Source organism: Paenibacillus sp. J22FR21 (assembly GCF_056269135.1).
On record NZ_JBWDNJ010000003.1, the window covers coordinates 601309 to 620942 of the forward strand.

The following is a 19634-nucleotide window of genomic DNA, read 5'->3' on the forward strand; positions in this document are numbered from 1 at the left end:
AGCTAAATGAGAGGAAGAGTGGTTCGGAGAGCTACATATCGCTGGAAAAGTAGTCAAATGAGAGAAAGAGTGGTTCTGGGAGCTACACATTTCTGGAATAGTAGTCAAATCAGAGAAAGAGTATTAGAAAGAGTAGCACTAGAGGCAACACATCATCGGAAAACACAAAAGAAGCCAACCCAGAAGTCTACATTAGCGTAAAATCAACGGAAAACGCAAAAGAAGCCAACCCAGAAGTCTACATTGGCGTAAAATCATCGGAAAACACAAAAGAAGCCAACCCAGAAGTCTACATTAGCGTAAAATCATCGGAAAACACAAAAGAAGCCTACCTAGGTCTACATGAGCGTAAAACCAACGGAAAACGCAAAAGAAGCCCACCCAGTGGTCTACATGAGCAGAAAATCTATTTTTTCACCCATCCTGTCACAAAACCCCCTCCTCCCCCGCCTTAACTTATGAAAGCAATCGGGGAGGGTGACAATAATGAATACTAACTATGATACAGCCGTGGTCGGCGGCGGGTTGGCGGGTTTGATTGCAGCGATAAAGGTGGCGCAGAGCGGCCGCTCTGTCTTGCTGCTGGAGAAGTCGAATCGACTCGGCGGACGTGCGATGACGAACCACAACAATGGTGTATTTCTCAACTTAGGCGGGCATGCGCTGTATAAAGCGGGTCGTGCGAATAGTATCCTACAAGAACTTGGCATTCGAGTGGAAGGCGCAAAGCCGTCCACCAAAATGAACGCCATCTGGAACAATCAGCTCGTCCCTATGGGGGCGGACCCGATCGGCATGCTGAAGACGAAGCTGCTCACTTGGTCCAGCAAGATGCAGCTGATGCGTCTGATGGTCAAGTTAACGCGCCTTAATGCCTCCAACATTCCTGCATCGAGCATTCGGGAATGGGCGGAGCGCGAGGTGCAAGATCCGATGGTACGGCATGTTTTCTATGCGCTGTGCAGGACGGCGACGTATGCTTTTGATCCGGATCATCAGCTCGCAGCACCAGCTCTGGGGCAAATTCAACGTTCGCTCAAAGGAGTCATCTATTTGCATAAAGGCTGGCAGACGATCGTGGATCAGCTGCGAGTCAAGGCTCAGCAGATAGGCGTGCACATCGTAGCCGCCAAATCGGTAAAAGAAATCACGCACAAGGAAGGCAAGGTTACAGCGCTCGAACTTGGAGATGGCACATCGATAACCATAGCAAATGCGATTAGTACGGCTTCCCCTTCGGAAACGTATAAACTTGTGCCCGGAGCCGAAGCGACGGTATTAAAGCAATGGAAAATAGAAGCGATCCCTTCTATGGCGGCCTGTCTTGATATTGGACTGAAGAAGCTGCCGGTCAAAGAGCATGAATTTGCGCTCGGACTCGATCAGCCTATCTTCTTCTCCAATCATTCGGCCCATGCCACGATGAGCGATAACGGTGCGGTTGTGGTCCATTTGATCAAATATAACGGTCCCGGCGAGAACGACCCGAAGGCGGATGAGCAGCAGCTGCTGCAAACGATGAACTGGCTGCAGCCGGGCTGGCAGGACGAAGTTCTCGCGAAGCAGTTTCTGCCGAATATAACGGTAACGCACGGTTATCCGCGTACCGGTCAGAAGTTGAAGAACATTGGGCCGTCCGTTCCCGAAATTCAAGGCTTATATGTCGCAGGAGACTGGGCCGGTCATGGCGAATTGCTTGCTGACGCATCAGCCGCGAGCGCAGTCAGGGCGGCGGAAGCAATCGCGCATTCACCAAGCTTGGCTGCGGCAAGGTAACGACACGGAGGTGTGCCCATATGAACAGGAACACGGAATCGGAACCAAATAAGGGAGCATCGTCGTCTGTAGAGGAATATATTTCCTATCGGCCGCTCTTGTTTTCATTAGCTTATCGGATGCTGGGCAGCGTGATGGATGCGGAAGATGTGGTACAGGAGGCTTTTATTTATGTAAATGTGAAGAGGCCGGAGCACATCACCAGTATGAAGGCGTATTTGTGCAAAATCGTCACGAACCGCTGCATCGATCTGCTGCGTTCCTCTCGCAAGCAGCGGGAAGTCTACGTTGGAACATGGCTGCCGGAGCCGCTTGTCCCGGATGCGGCACGATCGTTCGCAGAGCCGGATGACCGTTATCTGCAGAAGGAGTCGATATCTACTGCATATTTGCTCCTGCTGCAGCAGCTGTCTTGGGTGGAGCGTGCCGTATTTCTATTGCGCGAAGTGCTGCAGTACGAGTATGACGAGATTGCGGAGATCGTGGGCAAGAGCAGCACGAATTGCCGCCAAATTTTCCGCCGAGCCAAACTGGCAATAAGTCAAATACCGGAGCCGGATGATGCGTTGAAGTCATCGCTGCAAACGACTCCAATCGAGCAGCAACAACAATTAAAGCCACCTGCCGTCGAGAAAACATCAACAATCGTGGAGCAGTTCGTGCAAGCCCTTATGTCCGGAAATATGGGACAATTGCTCAGCGTTGTTCGTGCAGATGCGGTTCTCTACTCGGATGGCGGCGGGAAGGTGAAAGCAGCGACCCGTCCGATTCAGGGCTCCGAGCGCATCGCGGCATTCTTCTTCGGACTGCTTGCTAAGCTGCCTCAAGATTATACCTACACCTTGTCCGAGGTGAACGGAGAAATCGGCATTGTCGGATACGATGGCAATGGACAGCCGAATAACGTGCATTCCTTTGAGATTACTGATGGTCAAATCTCATCGTTCTATATCGTCGTCAATCCCGATAAGCTCAGACATATCGCGGCTGCGTCGGAACGGTAGCCCTTTCGCGCGGTTTTGCCCTGTTCCCTTATCGCCTTCTCTTCCTAATCCTAGACTCAATCGCTGCTACAATTTGGTACATGAACGTTGCGAAAGCCGCAATGATGAATAAGCTCGCGAGGACAAGTGTAAAGTTAAACACTTGAAAACCATAAATAATTAAATAGCCCAGCCCTTCCTTGGCTACCAGGAATTCGCCTACAATAACCCCAACCCAAGCTAAGCCGACATTCACTTTAAGCGTCGATATGATAGCGGGGAAGGAAGCGGGCAGGATAACTTTGCTGTACGATTGCGTTTTGGTCGCGCCGAATACGTTCACTACTTTCACGTAGTTGGCGTCAACCTCCTGGAAGGCGTTATAGATGACGAGCGTGGTGATGATGACGGTAATCGAGAGTATCGTTGCGATGATGGAGAGGATGCCGGAGCCGAGCGCCACGATGAACAGAGGACCGAGCGCTACCTTGGGTAAGGAGTTCAGCACGACAAGATACGGATCGAGTACGCGTGCCAGAAAAGGGCTCCACCAAATGATCGTTGCAATCAACAAGCCGCATAACGTGCCTAGTGCAAAACCTGCCGCGGTTTCCGCTACCGTAACCCCGATATGAGGCAGCAGCGAGCCGTCCATTGCTTTTGTGTACAGCAGCTTGAAGATCTTGCTGGGATAACTGAACAGGAAGACGTCAATCAAACGCGTTCTCCCCGCATACTCCCAGGAGCCGAGGAAGAGGGCAAGCAGCAATACTTGCGTTATGTGAACAATAAGCTTTTCTTTATTTCTTGCTTGTTTGAAGGCCTTATAGATGAGCTGCGGATCGACATTGCTCCGCGGTTCTTTCTGTTGTTCTGTTCCAGATTGTACTGTTCCAGACTGTTCCGTCTCAGAAGGTTCTTTCCCCAACTTGTCGTTCCCCATAGGTGTGTTCATCTCCTTCTCTCTGTCGATTCGAACGCCTTCCGCACAATGCGAAACCATTCCTGAAACCCGTCTTGCTCACGCGCGGCAATAGGCGTCATCTCCGCCAGATACGCAGGGATGGCGATTTCGCTCTTTATCCGTCCCGGATTAGGCGCTAGCACAATCACTCTGTCGCTCATCGCGATGGCCTCGGCTATATCGTGGGTAACCAGCAGCGAGGTTTTGCGGCGCGCTTTAAGAGTGTGGGAGATCAGGTTCTCGAGCTGCAGCTTCGTTTGAAAATCCAGCGACGAGAACGGTTCATCCAGAAATAAAATATCCGGTTCGGTAGCCAGTGTACGCGCAAGCGCTGCCCGCTGCCGCATACCGCCAGACAGTTCACCGGGATATTTGCCCGCTGACTGCCCAAGCCCCAGCTCCTCCAACAGATGAAGGGCGAACTCCTTCTTCTCGCGTGTCAGCTTGCCCATGATTTCCAAACCAATCGTCACATTCTCGCGAATCGTCCGCCATGGAAACAGAAAGTCCTGCTGCAGCATATAACCGATCTTCGACGTCGGACCGGTAACGGGCTGCCCGAGTATGGAGACCGCTCCTTCGGTTGGCAGAATTAAGCCCGCGATGATGGAGAGCAGCGTTGTTTTGCCGCAGCCGCTCGGGCCGACGAGGGAGACGAATTCACCGCTCCTGACCGTTAATGCAATCTGATCCAGAGCCAGCGTTGCCCCCTTCTCATTGACGTACACATGTGTAACATCCTTTACTTCCACGACAGGAATCACAGCGGTCACTCCTTCCATACGCTTGAAGAGGCCGCACGCAGGCGGCCTATCTGTCAAGTCCTTACTTCACATTCTTAATCGCTTTCTCTGCAAACGTATTGTTCACCAGCTTGCCGAATTCCGCAGGAGCATCCAGCTCGCCGGCCGATTTCATCACATCCTGCAAATTCGCCCACTCGGTTTCGTCGATGATTGGATCTGTTGCATAGGAGCCTTGATCTTTGTACCGTTTCACAACGCCGCGGATCAGCTCAATGTCTGTGTCCGGGAAGAATGGCGCAACAGCATCAGCGATTTCATTTACACTATGCTCCTGCACCCACTTTTGTCCTTTATGGACGGCATTCGTGAACTTCTGTACCGTACCCGGATTGTCATCGATATAGCTTTGTTTGGTCATGAACACGGTATAAGGCAGATGGCCGCTCTCCGTACCGAATGACGCAACGACATATCCTTTGCCTTGCTGCTCGATCATCGTAGCCGATGGCTCGAAGAGCTGAACGTAGTCGCCTGTACCTGATGTGAAGGCAGGAACGATGTTGGCAAATTCCACATTTTGAATGAGTTCCAAATCATTCTGAGGATCGATGCCGTGTTTCTTGAGCGTAAATTCACCGGCCATTTGCGGCATGCCGCCTTTGCGCTGCCCCAGGAATTTGGACCCTTTCAGCATGTTCCAATCGAAATTGTCGACCTTGGAGCGGGAGATCAGGAAGGTCCCGTCGGTTTGCGTTAATTGGGCGAAATTAATGACCGGATCTTCGGAGCCTTGAAGCGAGACATAAATGGATGTTTCGGATCCTACCAGTGCCACGTCAATGTTGTTGCTGAGCAGTGCCGTCATCGTTTTATCTCCGCCCGGCGTTGTGGTCAGCTCTACGTCCAGACCTTCATCTTTGAAGAATCCATTCGTAATGGCGACATATTGCGGTGCATAGAAAATAGAACGCGTGACTTCACCGATTCGAACCTTGGTCGGTTCCGACTTTTTCCCGCCGCAGCCCGCCAGCAGAAGCGCTAAGCTGATGACGATGAAGGAAAGTCTCATCATACTTTTTTTCAAGTAAACCCCTCCATAGACTTTCTGCAATTCATGCCGGAAGCAGCCCGTCGTGCAGAAAAAAATAAGTATGTTCACATGGTATGCAGGAGCCTAGAAACGGTGCGTATAAATGGGATTGATTGGATGGTTTATGGAAGGGATTGGAGGGTTACTGTCGAATTATGGGAAATAGGGTGACAAACATGTTTGAGGGGATGAATGGAAAATGAGAAGACAGATTCAAACCGGAAGGTTATCGGTGCTTGCCCTGCTGTGGGCAACGATATTCCTTCTAGCAGCGGTAATACAAGCACCGGTCAGCGCAGCATCAGCTCCGTCAGCACCGACTATTATGGTGGTCATTGACGGTAAGCCGCTTCAATTATCAGCAGCTCCGCTTATGTATAAAGGCAGCTTAATGCTGCCGATGAAGTCGATATTGGATGCGCTTGATGTCAAAGCGGTGGTACAGCTGGGAAGAATCGATATGACGCGTGGATCGACGAAATGGAGTATCCGTTTGAACACGACGATGCTCCAAACATCCAATCAGAACATTCGTTTAAGCCAGGCGCCGGTTAATTTGAATGGACGTATTTACGTCTCGGCAAGGCTGGTTTCGATCGTGAGCGGGAAGAACGTGAGCTACGATACCAAGCAGAAGAAGGTTATTATCGGGTATAGTGAGGCCGATTTGAAAGTCTTTCAGCGCACGCTGTTTGAAGCTGCCATGAGCGGAGATGCGTTGACGATCGAGCGGATGCTGGATCGAGGCGTTGATCCGAATTTGAAGCTGGTCAACATGTTTGGGGATAATGTTCCGATTGAGTATACGGTGTTGAAAAGCAGTACGGCGGGGACGCGAGCGCTGCTGGAGCATGGTGCAGATGTCAAGCTGTCATCACGGGACTTGGTTTCGGAGGCGATATTGAACCAAAATGCCGATCTGCTAGACCTGCTATTGTCGCAAGGCTATGACGCGAATAAAACAAACCGCGATGGGTATTCCTATTTGGAATCCGCTTCAGGCGTAATTGGTCGTGCCAGCAATGGGAGTGTATACGTGAATCAATATCCGAAGGCAGAGATCGTTCAGACGCTGCTCGCACATGGCGCTGATCCGGGACTCGATAGTTCCTTGTATACAGCTGTTCAGTGGTCCAGCTACCCAATTGCGCAGCTGCTGCTCAAGGCTGGCGCTGATCCCTACAAAGAAAATCGGTTTCATGATACCCCCTACAGAATGGCTGTTTCTCGCGGCACGACCAAATGGTTAGCCGTTCAGGATAAACAGCCGGTTATACCGGAGCTGCGCATCGTGGATGCACAGGGAGTGCCGGTTGAGAGCGGTACAATCTTTATTCAGTCCGCAGAAGGCAGATACGACCTGGATCGCTGGGTGAACTGGGAAGGACTCACAGCTTATGCGGAGTTACCTGATGGTAACTATAACATTGTAAGTGTTAGGACTTATCGCACGACCAGTGTGCTGAACAAGCCGATTCGTGTGCAGAATGGCCAGTTTGAGAATGCGACGCTCCAACTGCAGAAGCCCAATGTGACCGGAACTGCTAGTTTCGAGAATGCCTCCGTCAATCGTTCCGGCATGGTGAACATCTATAATGACAGTAACAGCTACATTTGCGATGTCGTTCTGAATAATGGGAAATTCGAGCTCTTCCTGCCGCCGGGAACGTACAGCTTCGGCCAATATTTTGAATTTAGCGGTGACACCTATTCGGCCAAAGGAACAATAACCGTTCCTGCAGAAGGCTCCGTCGCAGCCAATATGACTGTGTCGGCTACCAAGTACGTGTATCCGCAGGGCTAATTAGTACTATTCAACCGGAAACGAGGATGCCTATGAACATATTCGCTGTGAGGCACGGTCAAACCGAATGGAATGTAGCGCGCCGCATCTGTGGAATCTCAGATATTGCCTTGACGAGTCGAGGCATTGAGCAAGCAAGAACGTTGGCCGCGAGCATGGGAGATGTGAAGATCGATCTTATCCTTTCATCTCCGCTCATGAGAGCAAAACAAACCGCTGAGATCCTTTCTGATGCGCTAGGAGCAGCTTATACCGTAGAAGATAGACTCAGGGAGCAAAATTATGGCAAATACGAGGGCGTTATGCGTGATGACGCTGGTTTCCTTGAGGCAAAGAAACATTTTCCGAGCAAGCTCTCAGGTGGAGAATCCGTATTGCAGGTGGCGCAACGAGTCTATAATTTAATCGATGAAATCATAGAGAGGTATAAAGGTCTGCATGTATTGCTGGTCTCTCATGGCGGAATTTGCAGGGTCATTCATGCTTATTTCCATGAACAATCGAATGAAGAGTACTATAACTTTCACACCGGCAATTGTGAGCTTAGAGCATACGAAGTGAAAGTGAGCGAAGTTTAGCTGTATATCATCAATTTGTGCCGCATTGCGCTAAGAGAGAGACTCTTATGCAAATGCGGCTTTTTCTTTGGAAGAATTTTATCGCCACTGCTCCATGATATGGGATACAATACCAATTACGATGTCTTAGTGAGGTGCCGCATAATGAAAGCTGGCGAACTGGTTGGGAGAGGCAATACAGCGGATGTCTATGAGTGGGGCGAGCATGAGGTTATTAAACTCTTTCATCATGCCCATGAAGCACCGAAGGAAGCGAAGAATGCAGCAATTATATCCCGGTTAGCTGTACGGACGCCGAGGTTCGGCGGACTTATTGAGTATGAAGGCCGCTCCGGCATCGTCTATGAGCGAATCAACGCTCCTTCCATGATGAGCAGGATTGAACCAAACAGAGAGAGCGTTACCCACTATGCGAAATTGATGGCGGAGCTCCACTATCAGCTTCATGAACTGAAGGTTGATTTTACCCCGAATCTGAAGCAAGAGCTGCTAAAACATACGATGGCAGCCACCGGAATTTCGGATCGCCAGAGGGATCACATTATAGCCATGCTTCGGCAATTACCGGACGGGCAGGCATTATGCCACTATGATTTTCACCCGGGTAACATACTCATGGCAGCGGATGGACCTGTCATCATTGACTGGATGAATGTCCTAATTGGCGACAAGGCCGCGGATGTGAGCCGAACCTTGATGATGCTGGCATCGAACTCTTTACCACCGGAAGCGCCTAGCTGGCTGCGTGATGGGCGGAGGCTATTTCACGAGGTATATTGCGATGTATACATAGCTTTAAGTGGCGTCGAGACAGCTGAGCTGGAGGCGTGGAAGCTTCCTACATTAGCCGTTCGCATCCACGAAATGGTTGGCAAGGAACAAGAAGAAATTATTGAACTGCTGCAAGATACATGGGTGGAATAAATTTATGATCGTTTATATGATTGGTTAGGAGAAACAGAATGACGGCAAAGAAGCTTACTGTGCTAGCAGGATTAATGTTTATTATGGGATGTTCATCTCCCAAGTTCGTCCAGCCTGATTCCCCGGAAAATGTAGCTATACTCGTGAAGCAGGCAATCGATCATCAGGATTTGCAGCAGTTGAATGCCTACTTGTCGGACGCAATGAAGGGAACCCTTTCAGAGGAAGATATGAGTCAATTGAAGGGCATCTCCGCAACCGGAGCCGAGCTTCGAACTTATAGCTTTCTAAGGATGGAAGATGAGATTCTGCTGCTGGATATCGTGAAAGACCCTGATTCGGACATGTACCAGGTGCAAGATATCATTCATGTGCCGGAAGAGAACAGGGCGATGTTTGATCAAACTGCACCGTTAGACGAAATCGAATAGATTGAGAGTGATACTAGAAAAAAAAGGCCGCTGGTATCGCTCTATTGTTGGGCGCAAACAATAAAAAAGTGTAAATTTCCAAAAAGTTATTCCATTATTCAGAAATGATGGTAAATTAGTAATATGTATTTCTGGTATCGATACCAGAAATAGTCTTGATGCTGTTTCAGAGATCAGGAATGAAGGCGATCATGAACAACTTTATACGATGAATAACAATGATCACGGAGGTAGACATGAACCATTCGATGTATAACGGATGTATCAGCCGGGATGTTCTGGAGGGCTTTCTGTCCAGGGCGGTTACGGCCGCAGATTTGGTCAACAGTGATACGTTAAATGATGACTTAAGGATGATCAAGAACATCGGGGCAAAGTTTCTGGGACGTGCTTCGGGCGTGTGGCTGCTGGAAGCGGATGACGGCGAGCATTTCCGGAAGTCTAAGACGCTTGCTGAGCGTGCACATGAAGTGGACCCGGACATTATGCTGCAAACCTGCATTTTCGAAGCTGTTTTCCCGGATGTCGAGAAGATCAAGATTCCGGAATGGGTGTTCAAAGCCTTTCAATTGCCGGCCGAGGATCGCAATTTCCGTATCACCGATATGCTGTTTGACGAGAACCCGCAAGGCTTCGTCTGGGACGACGGCGGCGGCATTCCCAATATGAACAAGCTTGAGACACAGTTCTGGTTCTATTACCGGGCGGTTAACTATATCGATGCCGGCTATGAAGCCATTCATATGGGGCAGATTCACCTGTACACGGCTGAAGACTTCGGGCTCAAGAAGACGATTGCCTTATTCCAAATGATAAGGGATTATGCGAGCGAGCATGCGAGACGAGGCATTGTGCTGCTTGATGCACATACGCATGGCGTGAACATGGATGGCAAGCTTCTGTTTGATTTTCATTCCATGCCATACTCCCGGATGCCGATTCAAGACGTACCAAGCAACAAGCTTGCACTTGTGCAAGAAGGCTTCAGTGAAGGCGGCGTGACGCCTAGCGGATGGAGCTGCGATTCGTTACCGATGCTGATGGAGCTCGATAATTGGGGCGGTAAATTCTTCGATGATCAGGACAACATTCCAGATGAACGCAGAGCATGGATGGAATGGTGGGGCTACGATCAGATTGGCTGGTTCGCATCGCAGGATGAAGAGAGTCGTAACCGTTTTCTTGAATACGCCTTCAAATGGACGGCCGTAAACAATACGAACGCATATATGCAGATGCCGATTCGAAGAACGCTCGGCAGTTATCATGTTCCGATGCCGACCGGCAGCGCTGGAGAAGAACTGTCGAATTGCTATCAGGCGAATCAAGCAGGCGAAGGCTGTCCGCTCGGATTCGGACAGGAAGAGAAGATCAGATCGCTGTGGCAATCCGAACAGGATCTAAGGCAGCGTGCAGGCAATCCGCTGCCGAACACCTCCTATGGGGCGGATGACAGCTATGATCCCGAGACAGGAATCAAACTTCCGGCTCGCGTCATCCTATACGGAAGCTTCCAGCATCATGTTGGCGCGTTCAATAATGACTCCAATAGCGAAACAACGCGGATGTACTACATCGGTAATGGCATCTACCGGCGCACCTTTGTTATGCCGTTCACGGGTTCTTACACCTATGCCGTTGCACCATACGGAACGTTATCGCAAACGTATTCAATTGATGAATATCCGCGGAGCGGCTCATCGACGAAAGCGACAATGAACATCGAGCAGGATAACACGGTTATTGAATTTATCTTTGACTTCATGAAGCGAAGCCTCACTGTGCAAGTGGTTGAAGGGTTGTAATACGGTCCTAATGACAGGATTCGCCAAAAACAGCTATTGAGATTTGCATTCTTTTTTCGTAAAATAAGTTAAGCGCTTAATCTACTGTGGAATAGTAAGAAGAGCGTTATTTTTATGCCACAAGGTATAGCGCTTAACCTACTCAATCTAAGGAGGAGTCAAGCATAATGAGTACAGTTCGGCTTACGATGTCGCAAGCGCTGCTGCGATTTCTGGATCAGCAATATATCTCGGTAGACGGCGAGGAAACGAAGTTCGTTAAGGGCGTTATGGGTATCTTCGGTCATGGCAACGTAACCGGGATCGGGGAAGCCTTGGAGCATAGCGCAGGTGAACTGGTTTACATACAAGGCAAGAACGAGCAGGGCATGGTTCATGCCGCAGCTGCATTCGCGAAGCAAAGCAATCGCAAGCAGATTTATGCCTGCACGTCCTCTATCGGACCAGGTGCTTTGAATATGATTACGGCGGCTGCGACGGCAACCGTAAACCGCATCCCGGTGCTGCTGCTGCCGGGTGATAATTTTGCCAGCAGACAGCCGGATCCGGTGCTGCAGCAGTTAGAAGTTGTAAGCGATTACACCATTTCCGCTAACGAACCTTTCAAATCAGTCAGCAAGTATTGGGACCGTATCGTGAGACCGGAGCAATTGATGACGGCTGCGGTGCAAGCGATGCGCGTATTGACCGATCCCGCAGAGACCGGCGCAGTGACGCTGGCTCTGCCGCAGGATGTACAGGCGGAAGCTTATGACTATCCGATCCATTTCTTTGACCGCAAGGTGCATTATTTGGATCGTCGTCCGCCGGTGCCGGACGCGATTAAGCGCGCGGTGAAGCTCATGGCTGGCAAGAAGAAGCCGCTCCTTATCGCGGGCGGCGGTGTGTTGTATTCTTCTGCATCGAGTGAGCTTGCTGCATTCGCCGAGGCTTTCCATATCCCGGTTGCCGAGACACAAGCAGGCAAGAGCTCATTGCCTTGGAACCATCCGCTAAACGTAGGCGCGATCGGAGTTACCGGTGCTCTGACCGCAAACAAGATCGCGCAAGAAGCCGATCTCATCATCGGCGTGGGCACGCGGTATTCCGATTTCACGACGGCTTCCAAGTCCGCCTTCGGTCATCCGGATGTGCAATTCATTAATGTGAATGTCAGCGGATTCGATTCCTCGAAGCTGAACGGGGTAGCGATTACGGCGGATGCCCAAGAAGGCCTAATCGCGCTGCAAGCTGCACTCCAAGATGTTCACTATTCGAGTGAACATGATCTGCAGGAGATCCATGCCATTAAGCGGGAGTGGGATGATGAGGTCGATCGACTTTTTGCCATAGAGCATGAGCTTGGTTTGGCTCAGACCCGGGCACTGGGCATCATCCAGGAGACAATTGCATCTAACTCGGTTATCGTATGCGCGGCGGGAAGTCTGCCTGGTGATCTTCACCGGGTGTGGCGGCCAACCGAACCCAAAACCTATCATATGGAATATGGCTTCTCCTGCATGGGGTATGAGATCGCCGGCGCATTCGGCGTCGCACTGGCTGAACCGCGCCGCGAAGTCTATGCGATCGTGGGAGATGGCGGGTATCTCATGCTTCACTCCGAGCTGGTGACCAGCTTGCAGGAAGGTCGCAAAATCACCGTATTGCTGTTCGACAACCACGGGTTCCAGTGTATCCATAATTTGCAGAGGAGCCAGGGCAGCGACGGCTTCGGGAATGAGTTCCGTTTCCGCTCGGCGGAGACAGGTAAGCTGACCGGAACGTATATGCCAATCGACTTCGCGGCACATGCGCGCAGTCTTGGTGCTAAAGCCTACAAGGCAAACAACGAGCAAGAATTGAAGGAAGCGCTGCAGCTGGCGAAGCAAGAAACGGTCACTACACTCATCGAGATTCCTGTTGTGCCGGGCACGAATACAGGCGGATATGAGTCCTGGTGGAACGTTGCTGTTCCCGAGGTGTCAGAGAGCGATAACGTGATCAAAGCCGGTAAAGAAATGAACGCCAAAATCAGATCCATTCAAATCCTATAAAAGAGGGGCTGCCAGCCTATGAAACAGTTGCCATTCCGATTAGGGATTCATCCCATTAATTGGGTTGGAGAGGATGTAAAGGAACACGGTGACGATACTTCGTTCGATCGGATCGTCGATGACATCGTTGCGCTTGGTTTAACGGGTACGGAGATGGGACGGAAGTTTCCGAGCGATCCGCAAGTGCTGAAGAATGAGCTGTCACGACGCGGGATCAGCTTGACGTCGCAGTGGAAGTCGGTGCTCTTCTCCGATCCGGCGTATCGTGAAGATGAACTGAACGCCTATCGGTCACATGCACAGTTTCTTAAGGAAATGGGAAGCACGGTGATTAGCACATGCGAAGCGGGAGGATCGCTGCACTTCGATCCGCGGCGTTCTCCGAATGAGAAGGAAGTGCAGCGTTTAAGCGATGAACAGTGGGCGTCGCTGGCTGAAGGCTTGAATGCTGCCGGCGCAATTGCCAAGGAGTATGGGCTGAAATTGACCTATCATCATCACGGGGGAACGGTTGTGGAGCGGCCGGAAGAGATCGATCGCCTCATGGAGCTGACCGATCCGGAGCTCGTCTACCTGCTCTTCGACACGGGGCATGCCTATTACGGAGGAGCAGACCCGCTGACTGTTCTGCAGAAGCATTACGAACGAATTGCTTATGTTCACTTGAAGGATATCCGGCCTCAGATATTGGAGGAGGCAAGAGCCGAACAGGCGGACTTTATCACTTGCATCCGCAAAGGCGTGTTCACCGTTCCGGGCGATGGCTGCATTGATTTTGGGCCGATTCTATCTGAACTGGTCAAACGTAATTATAAGGGATGGGCTTTGCTGGAGGGTGAACAAGATCCCGCGCTGCATCCCGCCTATGAATATGCGAGGAATGCGCTTCAGTACATCGATTCTCTGATCTCGGAAGAAAGAAGGTAATCCACGCCATGACCTATGTGTCCTTCAAGGCAGACAGAGCTTATGACTTCACGGCGATTGGACGTCTCTGCATCGATTTGAATGCGAACGAGATCAATCGCCCGATGGAAGAGACGATGACATTTACCAAATATGTCGGCGGTTCTCCTGCGAACATTACAATCGGCATGGCAAGACTTGGACGCCAAACGGCGTTTATCGGGAAGATCGCAAATGATCAGATGGGGCGCTTCATCCTCGATTATTTGCAGAGAACCGGGATTGAGACGGAGAATGTCGTGACCGATCGGTCCGGTGCGGTGACCGGTCTGGCTTTTACCGAGATTAAGAGTCCTACCGATTGCAGCATTCTCATGTATCGCGACAACGTGGCCGATCTGCTGCTAGAGGCCGGCGAGGTCAGTGAGGCTATAATCGCGCAGTCGAAGATGCTCTTGATCTCAGGCACGGCGCTTGCTCAGAGTCCTTCGCGGGAGGCGGTGTTCCAAGCGCTGCAGTTTGCGAAGAAACACGGAACCGTTATCGCCTTCGATCTGGATTACCGCCCTTATACGTGGACTTCCAAACAGGAAACAGCCGTTTACTATAATATGGCCGCAGCGTATTGCGATATCATCTTGGGGACGCGCGAGGAGTTCGACATGATGGAGGTGTTCGAGCAAAATCCGGAGCACAGCGACAGCGTAACCGCCTCCAAATGGTTCGACTACAACGCGAAGATCGTCATTATCAAGCATGGCAAAGAGGGCTCGATCGCCTATACGGCCGACAACAAGAGTCATAGAGCGAAGAGCTTCCCGGCGAAGGTTATCAAAACCTTCGGCGCAGGCGACTCCTATGCCGCCGGTTTCCTGCATGGGATCATGCAGGGCTGGTCGCTTGAGCAGTGCATGGAATTCGGCAGCGCGGCTGCCTGTATCGTCATTTCGAGCCATAGCTGCTCCGACGCCATGCCAACCGAGAGTCAAGTGCTCCGCTATATCGAGGATTGCAATAACGGCAAAATAACGGCCTCATAGTCGCCGCTGACAGACTGTTGATTACGAAAGGGGAATTCGAGTATGACACAAGTGTTGAACAACTGGATCGGAGGCAGCTGGGTACCATCCGCCTCTGCCGCGCACGAGAACGTCTATAACCCGGCAACGGAAGAAGTGTTGGCGCTGGTTCCGCTCTCGACCAAAGAAGACGTTGACCTTGCGGTGAGAACGGCTAAGGAAGCTTTCTCGGGATGGAGCCGGACGCCTGTACCGCGCCGGGCTCGCATTTTATTCAAATATCAGCAGCTCTTGGTCGACAACTGGGAAGCGCTCGCCCGCCTAGTCACGCTCGAGAACGGCAAAAGCTACAGTGAAGCTTACGGCGAGGTGCAGCGCGGGATCGAATGCGTTGAATTCGCTGCAGGAGCGCCTACGCTGATGATGGGTAAACAGCTGCCTGACATTGCGTCCAACCTCGAATCCGGCATGTATCGTTATCCGGTTGGAGTCGTTGCCGGGATTACGCCTTTTAACTTTCCGATGATGGTGCCATGCTGGATGTTCCCGCTCGCTATAGCTTGCGGCAATACGTTTGTCATGAAACCATCGGAGCGTACGCCTCTTCTGGCGAACCGTCTCGCGGAGCTGTTCACGGAAGCGGGATTGCCGGATGGCGTCCTTAATATCGTTCATGGCGCCCATGATGTCGTGAATGGCATCCTGGAGCATCCGGATGTAACGGCCGTGTCGTTCGTCGGCTCCCAGCCGGTAGCTGAGTATGTATACAAAACAGCGTCCGCGAACGGGAAGCGGGTTCAAGCGCTTGCCGGAGCGAAGAACCATTCCATCGTGATGCCGGACGCCGATCTGGAATTGACCGTTAAAGAAATTGTCAATGCGGCATTCGGCTCCGCAGGCGAGCGCTGCATGGCTTGCTCCGTCGTAGTAGCTGTAGGCGAAGTTGCCGATACACTCGTGAACAAGCTGGTCGAAGCAGCAGATCGCATTACGATCGGCAATGGCATGGAAGAGGGGATTTTCCTCGGCCCCGTCATTCGCGGACCCCACAAAGAACGTACATTGAAGTACATTGAGCTTGGCGAGTCGGAAGGCGCGCTCTTGATTAGGGACGGACGCAAGGATGCGGCTTCAGCGGGCGAAGGTTACTTCGTTGGACCGACCTTGTTCGATGAAGTGCAATGCGGCATGAAAATTTGGGAAGACGAGATTTTCGCGCCGGTTCTCTCCATTGTGCGTGTGGAAACGTTGGAAGAAGCCATCGAAGTGGCCAATCGGTCGGATTTTGCCAACGGCGCATGTTTGTTTACGAAGAGCGGCGCTAACGTTCGTCAGTTCCGTGAAACCATCGATGCCGGCATGCTGGGCGTGAATCTTGGTGTTCCGGCTCCAATGGCGTTCTTCCCGTTCTCCGGTTGGAAGAAGTCGTTCTACGGCGACTTGCATGCTAACGGCAGCGACGGTGTAGAGTTCTACACGCGCAAGAAAATGATCACTACCCGCTGGTAAGAGGAGGCATATCGATATGGCGTTGGGGAAAATCAAGATCGGCATCATCGGAGCAGGTCGAATCGGCAAAATACATGCCGATAATCTGCTGCGGATGCCTCAAGTGGAAGTCATCGCAGTGAGCGATTTATTCGCAGGTGCCGAGCTTGAGGAATGGGCGGCGCTGCGAGACATTCCGCTAGTGACGAAGGACAGCGGGGCCATTATTGCCCATCCGGATATTGATGCCGTGTTCATCTGTTCTTCTACTGACACGCATGTCCCGCTCATTAAACAAGCTGCACTGGCGGGCAAACATATCTTCTGCGAGAAACCTGTCAGTATGGACATCAGACAAACTCAGGAAGCTGTAGAGACCGCGAAGCAGGCTGGCGTTAAGCTGCAGATCGGGTTCAACCGTCGATTCGACCATAACTTCCAGAGGATCAGCGAGCATGTGCAGAGCGGTACGATTGGAACCCCGCACATTGTCAAAATCACCTCGCGTGATCCGAATCCGCCGCATCAAGATTACATTCGTGTATCCGGCGGTATGTTCATGGATATGATGATCCATGATTTCGATATGGCACGTTACGTGACCGGCAGTGAAATTGAAGAGGTATACGCACACGGCGGCGTGTTGATCGACCCTGTATTCGCGCAATATGGCGATGTCGATACGGCGATCGTAACGCTGAAGTTTGCTAACGGGGCGATGGGAGTCATTGATAACAGCCGTCAAGCCGTATATGGATACGATCAACGGGTGGAGGTTTTTGGCTCCAAAGGCGCGGCAGCCGTGACGAATGATTATCCGAATTCGGCGGAAATCAGTACGGCTGAAGGCGTGTACCGCGATAAGCCGCTGCACTTCTTCCTGGAGCGGTATCAAGAGGCCTACAGAGCAGAGACGCGGATCTTTATCGATTGCATCCGAGAGGATCAGCCGGTTCCGGTCAGCGGTTCCGACGGTCTGCAGGCAGAGCTGACAGCGCTGGCTGCTAAGTTATCGTTGATGCTTGCGCGTCCCGTGAAGATCGCGGAAGCGATGCAGCTCGCGGAGCAGCATGCGATTCTTATCTAGGAGGGGAGATAGGCAACGATGTCGAATTTAATCATTGCGCCGGCTGATCATCCGGATCACGATGGTAGTATAATGAACATTACGCCGGAGTCGGCAGGTTGGAAGTATGTTGGATTTCAAGTCATCAAGCTGGAAGCAGGTCAAGCCTTTCGCCGCGATACCGGAGATCGAGAAGTGTGCCTTGTCCTTCTCAGCGGTAAAGCGGATGTGACAACGAGGTCGCAAGAATGGCTTGCGATTGGAAGCAGAATGAACATATTCGAACGAACAACGCCTTATTCGGTTTATGTACCGAATGACGATAACTACGAGATTCGCGCTGTAACGGATTTGGAAATGGCCATTTGTTCCGCTCCCGGCCATGGCCATCATGAAGCGCGGCTGATTAAACCGGAGCAAGTCGGTGTGGAAACACGCGGATATGGCAGCTTAGAGCGACAAATTCATAACATTTTGCCTGAGCAGCAGTCGGCTGACAGCCTGCTTGTCGTGGAGGTGTTCACGCCTAACGGACATTGGTCCAGCTATCCGCCGCATAAGCATGATCAGGATGCGCTTCCGGCAGAATCGCTGCTCGAGGAAACCTATTATTTCCGGATTCAGCAGGAGAAAGGGTTTGCGATCCAGCGTGTTTACACAGACGATCGCTCCTTAGATGAGACGCTGGTTGTCAAGGATGGGCAAGCAGTCATGGTGCCCAAAGGCTATCATCCGGTCTCCGCTCCGCCGGGATATGATTGTTATTATCTGAATGTAATGGCCGGTCCGGTACGTACGTGGAAGTTCCACAACGATCCGGATCATGAGTGGATCATGGTCAATCCGAACCCGAATCGCTAGCAAATTGTAAGCGGCATAGAAGCAGGAGGAGTTACAAGAGTGAAAGCAACGATTTACGACGTAGCACGAGAAGCCGGGGTTTCCATTGCGGCCGTCTCCCAAGTCATTAACGGGAAAGGGAAAATCAGCGAAGAGCGCCGCGCCTCTATTATCAGCGTCATGGAACAGCTGAATTATAAGCCGAGCCTCATCGCCTCCGCATTGACCGGCAAGAAAACGTATACGCTTGGGCTGCTCATTCCGGATATCTCCAACCCCTTCTTCGCCGAAATCGCCCGGGCCGTGGAAGACCAAGGAGATGTGCATGGCTACAGCTTGGTCATCTGCAGCACGGATAACAAGGACGAGCGGGTCGAACGGTATTTGAATTTGCTTCAACAGAAGAGCGTTGACGGTATCATTATCGGCACGGGGATCGATAGCGGGGAGCTGCTGGATAAGCTTCTCAAGAAGTCCATCCCATTCGCGCTGATCGCGAGGGAAATGCCTGGCCATGATCTTGCAACCGTCGTCGTTGACGATTATGAAGGCGGTCGAATGGCGGCTCGTCATCTGCTGGAGTTAGGGCATACCCGGATGGCTGTGCTTGCTGAGCATCCGAAAGTAATTAGCTCGCAAGAACGGATTCGAGGCTTCCAAGACGAAGTCGCTGAAGCGGGCTTACAGATCCCGGAGTACATGGTTAAAATGAGCGGGCATGACTTGGTTAGCGATGGCAGGCGCAGCGCTTCAGAGCTGCTTCGTTATGCGGATCGCCCAACAGCCGTGTTCTGCTGCAACGACCTGCTTGCCATCGGCGCGCTGCAAGCAGCGAAGGAGATGGGCGTTCGCGTTCCGGAGGAGCTGTCGATTGTCGGCTTTGACAATACGATATTGGCGACGGTTACCGATCCCCCGCTGACGACGGTTTCGCAGCCAACGGAGCAGATGGGTCAGCTTGTTGTAGACTTGGTTCTGAGTAAGAATCATGCAGGGAAACCTGGAGAATCGAAGCGTATGGTGCTGAAGCCCGAGCTTGTTATCCGGCAATCGAGCGGGAAACCACTCTCTATCTAGACGACGAAGCTGTCCGGTTGGGTTACAGTAAGAAGTTCAGTCGCAGCCCCATTCATGGGGCATACGACTTCGTTTTATGGTATCGGTACCAGAAAGTTCGACAA

The 19634-nt window shown here is 51.5% G+C and carries 17 protein-coding genes; 14 read left to right on the top strand and 3 right to left on the bottom strand.

Annotated features, from left to right (window positions below):
• The first annotated feature begins 486 nt into the window (after nucleotides 1-486).
• Both AC0YNS_RS13315 and AC0YNS_RS13320 read left to right on the top strand, forming a co-directional pair.
• Nucleotides 487-1776 carry a phytoene desaturase family protein gene (locus AC0YNS_RS13315; protein WP_475781472.1) on the top strand — a complete coding sequence of 430 codons (1290 nt, stop codon included), beginning with the start codon at nucleotides 487-489 and terminating at the stop codon, nucleotides 1774-1776.
• A 20-nt stretch (nucleotides 1777-1796) separates the two neighbouring features.
• The gene (locus AC0YNS_RS13320; protein WP_475781473.1) at nucleotides 1797-2780 is read left to right on the top strand and encodes an RNA polymerase sigma-70 factor; all 984 of its coding nucleotides are present in this window, start codon (nucleotides 1797-1799) and stop codon (nucleotides 2778-2780) included.
• Between the two features lie 28 nt (nucleotides 2781-2808).
• On the opposite strand, the gene AC0YNS_RS13325 is transcribed toward AC0YNS_RS13320, so the two are convergent.
• The 3 genes from AC0YNS_RS13325 to AC0YNS_RS13335 all read right to left on the bottom strand — a co-directional run bounded on the left by AC0YNS_RS13325 (nucleotide 2809) and on the right by AC0YNS_RS13335 (nucleotide 5541).
• Nucleotides 2809-3702: an ABC transporter permease gene (locus AC0YNS_RS13325; RefSeq protein WP_475781474.1), complete on the bottom strand. Its 894-nt coding sequence runs from the start codon at nucleotides 3700-3702 to the stop codon at nucleotides 2809-2811.
• A gap of 8 nt (nucleotides 3703-3710) precedes the next feature.
• Nucleotides 3711-4487: an ABC transporter ATP-binding protein gene (locus AC0YNS_RS13330; RefSeq protein ID WP_475781475.1), complete on the bottom strand. Its 777-nt coding sequence runs from the start codon at nucleotides 4485-4487 to the stop codon at nucleotides 3711-3713.
• 61 nt (nucleotides 4488-4548) lie between these two features.
• Nucleotides 4549-5541, bottom strand: a complete 993-nt coding sequence (locus AC0YNS_RS13335) for an ABC transporter substrate-binding protein (protein ID WP_475781877.1) — start codon at nucleotides 5539-5541, stop codon at nucleotides 4549-4551.
• Between the two features lie 217 nt (nucleotides 5542-5758).
• Between AC0YNS_RS13335 and AC0YNS_RS13340 the strand changes: the two genes are divergently transcribed.
• The 12 genes from AC0YNS_RS13340 to AC0YNS_RS13395 all read left to right on the top strand — a co-directional run bounded on the left by AC0YNS_RS13340 (nucleotide 5759) and on the right by AC0YNS_RS13395 (nucleotide 19530).
• Entirely contained in the window at nucleotides 5759-7363 is a 1605-nt protein-coding gene (locus AC0YNS_RS13340; RefSeq protein WP_475781476.1) for a stalk domain-containing protein, read from the top strand.
• Between the two features lie 32 nt (nucleotides 7364-7395).
• Nucleotides 7396-7941 (top strand): histidine phosphatase family protein, encoded by a 546-nt coding sequence (locus tag AC0YNS_RS13345; protein ID WP_475781477.1) that lies wholly within the window; start codon nucleotides 7396-7398, stop codon nucleotides 7939-7941.
• Between the two features lie 144 nt (nucleotides 7942-8085).
• A complete protein-coding gene (locus tag AC0YNS_RS13350) occupies nucleotides 8086-8865 on the top strand; it encodes a phosphotransferase family protein (RefSeq protein WP_475781478.1) in 780 nt (259 codons plus the stop codon).
• Nucleotides 8866-8903: 38 nt separating this feature from the next.
• Entirely contained in the window at nucleotides 8904-9296 is a 393-nt protein-coding gene (locus AC0YNS_RS13355) for a hypothetical protein (protein ID WP_475781479.1), read from the top strand.
• Between the two features lie 236 nt (nucleotides 9297-9532).
• Complete coding sequence (locus AC0YNS_RS13360; protein ID WP_475781480.1) at nucleotides 9533-11101, top strand: hypothetical protein; 1569 nt, start codon at nucleotides 9533-9535, stop codon at nucleotides 11099-11101.
• Between the two features lie 167 nt (nucleotides 11102-11268).
• Entirely contained in the window at nucleotides 11269-13134 is a 1866-nt protein-coding gene (gene iolD / locus AC0YNS_RS13365; RefSeq protein WP_475781481.1) for a 3D-(3,5/4)-trihydroxycyclohexane-1,2-dione acylhydrolase (decyclizing), read from the top strand.
• Between the two features lie 18 nt (nucleotides 13135-13152).
• Nucleotides 13153-14061, top strand: a complete 909-nt coding sequence (gene iolE / locus AC0YNS_RS13370; RefSeq protein WP_475781482.1) for a myo-inosose-2 dehydratase — start codon at nucleotides 13153-13155, stop codon at nucleotides 14059-14061.
• Between the two features lie 8 nt (nucleotides 14062-14069).
• Nucleotides 14070-15080, top strand: a complete 1011-nt coding sequence (gene iolC, locus AC0YNS_RS13375; RefSeq protein WP_475781483.1) for a 5-dehydro-2-deoxygluconokinase — start codon at nucleotides 14070-14072, stop codon at nucleotides 15078-15080.
• Nucleotides 15081-15122: 42 nt separating this feature from the next.
• The gene (locus AC0YNS_RS13380; RefSeq protein ID WP_475781484.1) at nucleotides 15123-16568 is read left to right on the top strand and encodes a CoA-acylating methylmalonate-semialdehyde dehydrogenase; all 1446 of its coding nucleotides are present in this window, start codon (nucleotides 15123-15125) and stop codon (nucleotides 16566-16568) included.
• Between the two features lie 22 nt (nucleotides 16569-16590).
• A complete protein-coding gene (iolG, locus tag AC0YNS_RS13385; protein ID WP_475781878.1) occupies nucleotides 16591-17634 on the top strand; it encodes an inositol 2-dehydrogenase in 1044 nt (347 codons plus the stop codon).
• Between the two features lie 18 nt (nucleotides 17635-17652).
• Nucleotides 17653-18474 carry a 5-deoxy-glucuronate isomerase gene (iolB, locus tag AC0YNS_RS13390; RefSeq protein ID WP_475781485.1) on the top strand — a complete coding sequence of 274 codons (822 nt, stop codon included), beginning with the start codon at nucleotides 17653-17655 and terminating at the stop codon, nucleotides 18472-18474.
• A 39-nt stretch (nucleotides 18475-18513) separates the two neighbouring features.
• A complete protein-coding gene (locus tag AC0YNS_RS13395; RefSeq protein WP_475781486.1) occupies nucleotides 18514-19530 on the top strand; it encodes a LacI family DNA-binding transcriptional regulator in 1017 nt (338 codons plus the stop codon).
• Nucleotides 19531-19634 lie beyond the last annotated feature (104 nt).

Bases quoted from the DNA above. Each gene is read 5' to 3' on its own strand.
- AC0YNS_RS13315 (WP_475781472.1), top strand. From the start codon at position 487: ATGAATACTAACTATGATACAGCCGTGGTCGGCGGCGGGTTGGCGGGT.
- AC0YNS_RS13320 (WP_475781473.1), top strand. From the start codon at position 1,797: ATGAACAGGAACACGGAATCGGAACCAAATAAGGGAGCATCGTCGTCT.
- AC0YNS_RS13380 (WP_475781484.1), top strand. From the start codon at position 15,123: ATGACACAAGTGTTGAACAACTGGATCGGAGGCAGCTGGGTACCATCC.
- iolD (WP_475781481.1), top strand. From the start codon at position 11,269: ATGAGTACAGTTCGGCTTACGATGTCGCAAGCGCTGCTGCGATTTCTG.
- iolC (WP_475781483.1), top strand. From the start codon at position 14,070: ATGACCTATGTGTCCTTCAAGGCAGACAGAGCTTATGACTTCACGGCG.
- AC0YNS_RS13345 (WP_475781477.1), top strand. From the start codon at position 7,396: ATGAACATATTCGCTGTGAGGCACGGTCAAACCGAATGGAATGTAGCG.
- iolE (WP_475781482.1), top strand. From the start codon at position 13,153: ATGAAACAGTTGCCATTCCGATTAGGGATTCATCCCATTAATTGGGTT.
- iolB (WP_475781485.1), top strand. From the start codon at position 17,653: ATGTCGAATTTAATCATTGCGCCGGCTGATCATCCGGATCACGATGGT.
- AC0YNS_RS13355 (WP_475781479.1), top strand. From the start codon at position 8,904: ATGACGGCAAAGAAGCTTACTGTGCTAGCAGGATTAATGTTTATTATG.
- AC0YNS_RS13325 (WP_475781474.1), bottom strand. From the start codon at position 3,702: ATGGGGAACGACAAGTTGGGGAAAGAACCTTCTGAGACGGAACAGTCT.
- AC0YNS_RS13350 (WP_475781478.1), top strand. From the start codon at position 8,086: ATGAAAGCTGGCGAACTGGTTGGGAGAGGCAATACAGCGGATGTCTAT.
- AC0YNS_RS13335 (WP_475781877.1), bottom strand. From the start codon at position 5,541: ATGATGAGACTTTCCTTCATCGTCATCAGCTTAGCGCTTCTGCTGGCG.
- AC0YNS_RS13340 (WP_475781476.1), top strand. From the start codon at position 5,759: ATGAGAAGACAGATTCAAACCGGAAGGTTATCGGTGCTTGCCCTGCTG.
- AC0YNS_RS13360 (WP_475781480.1), top strand. From the start codon at position 9,533: ATGAACCATTCGATGTATAACGGATGTATCAGCCGGGATGTTCTGGAG.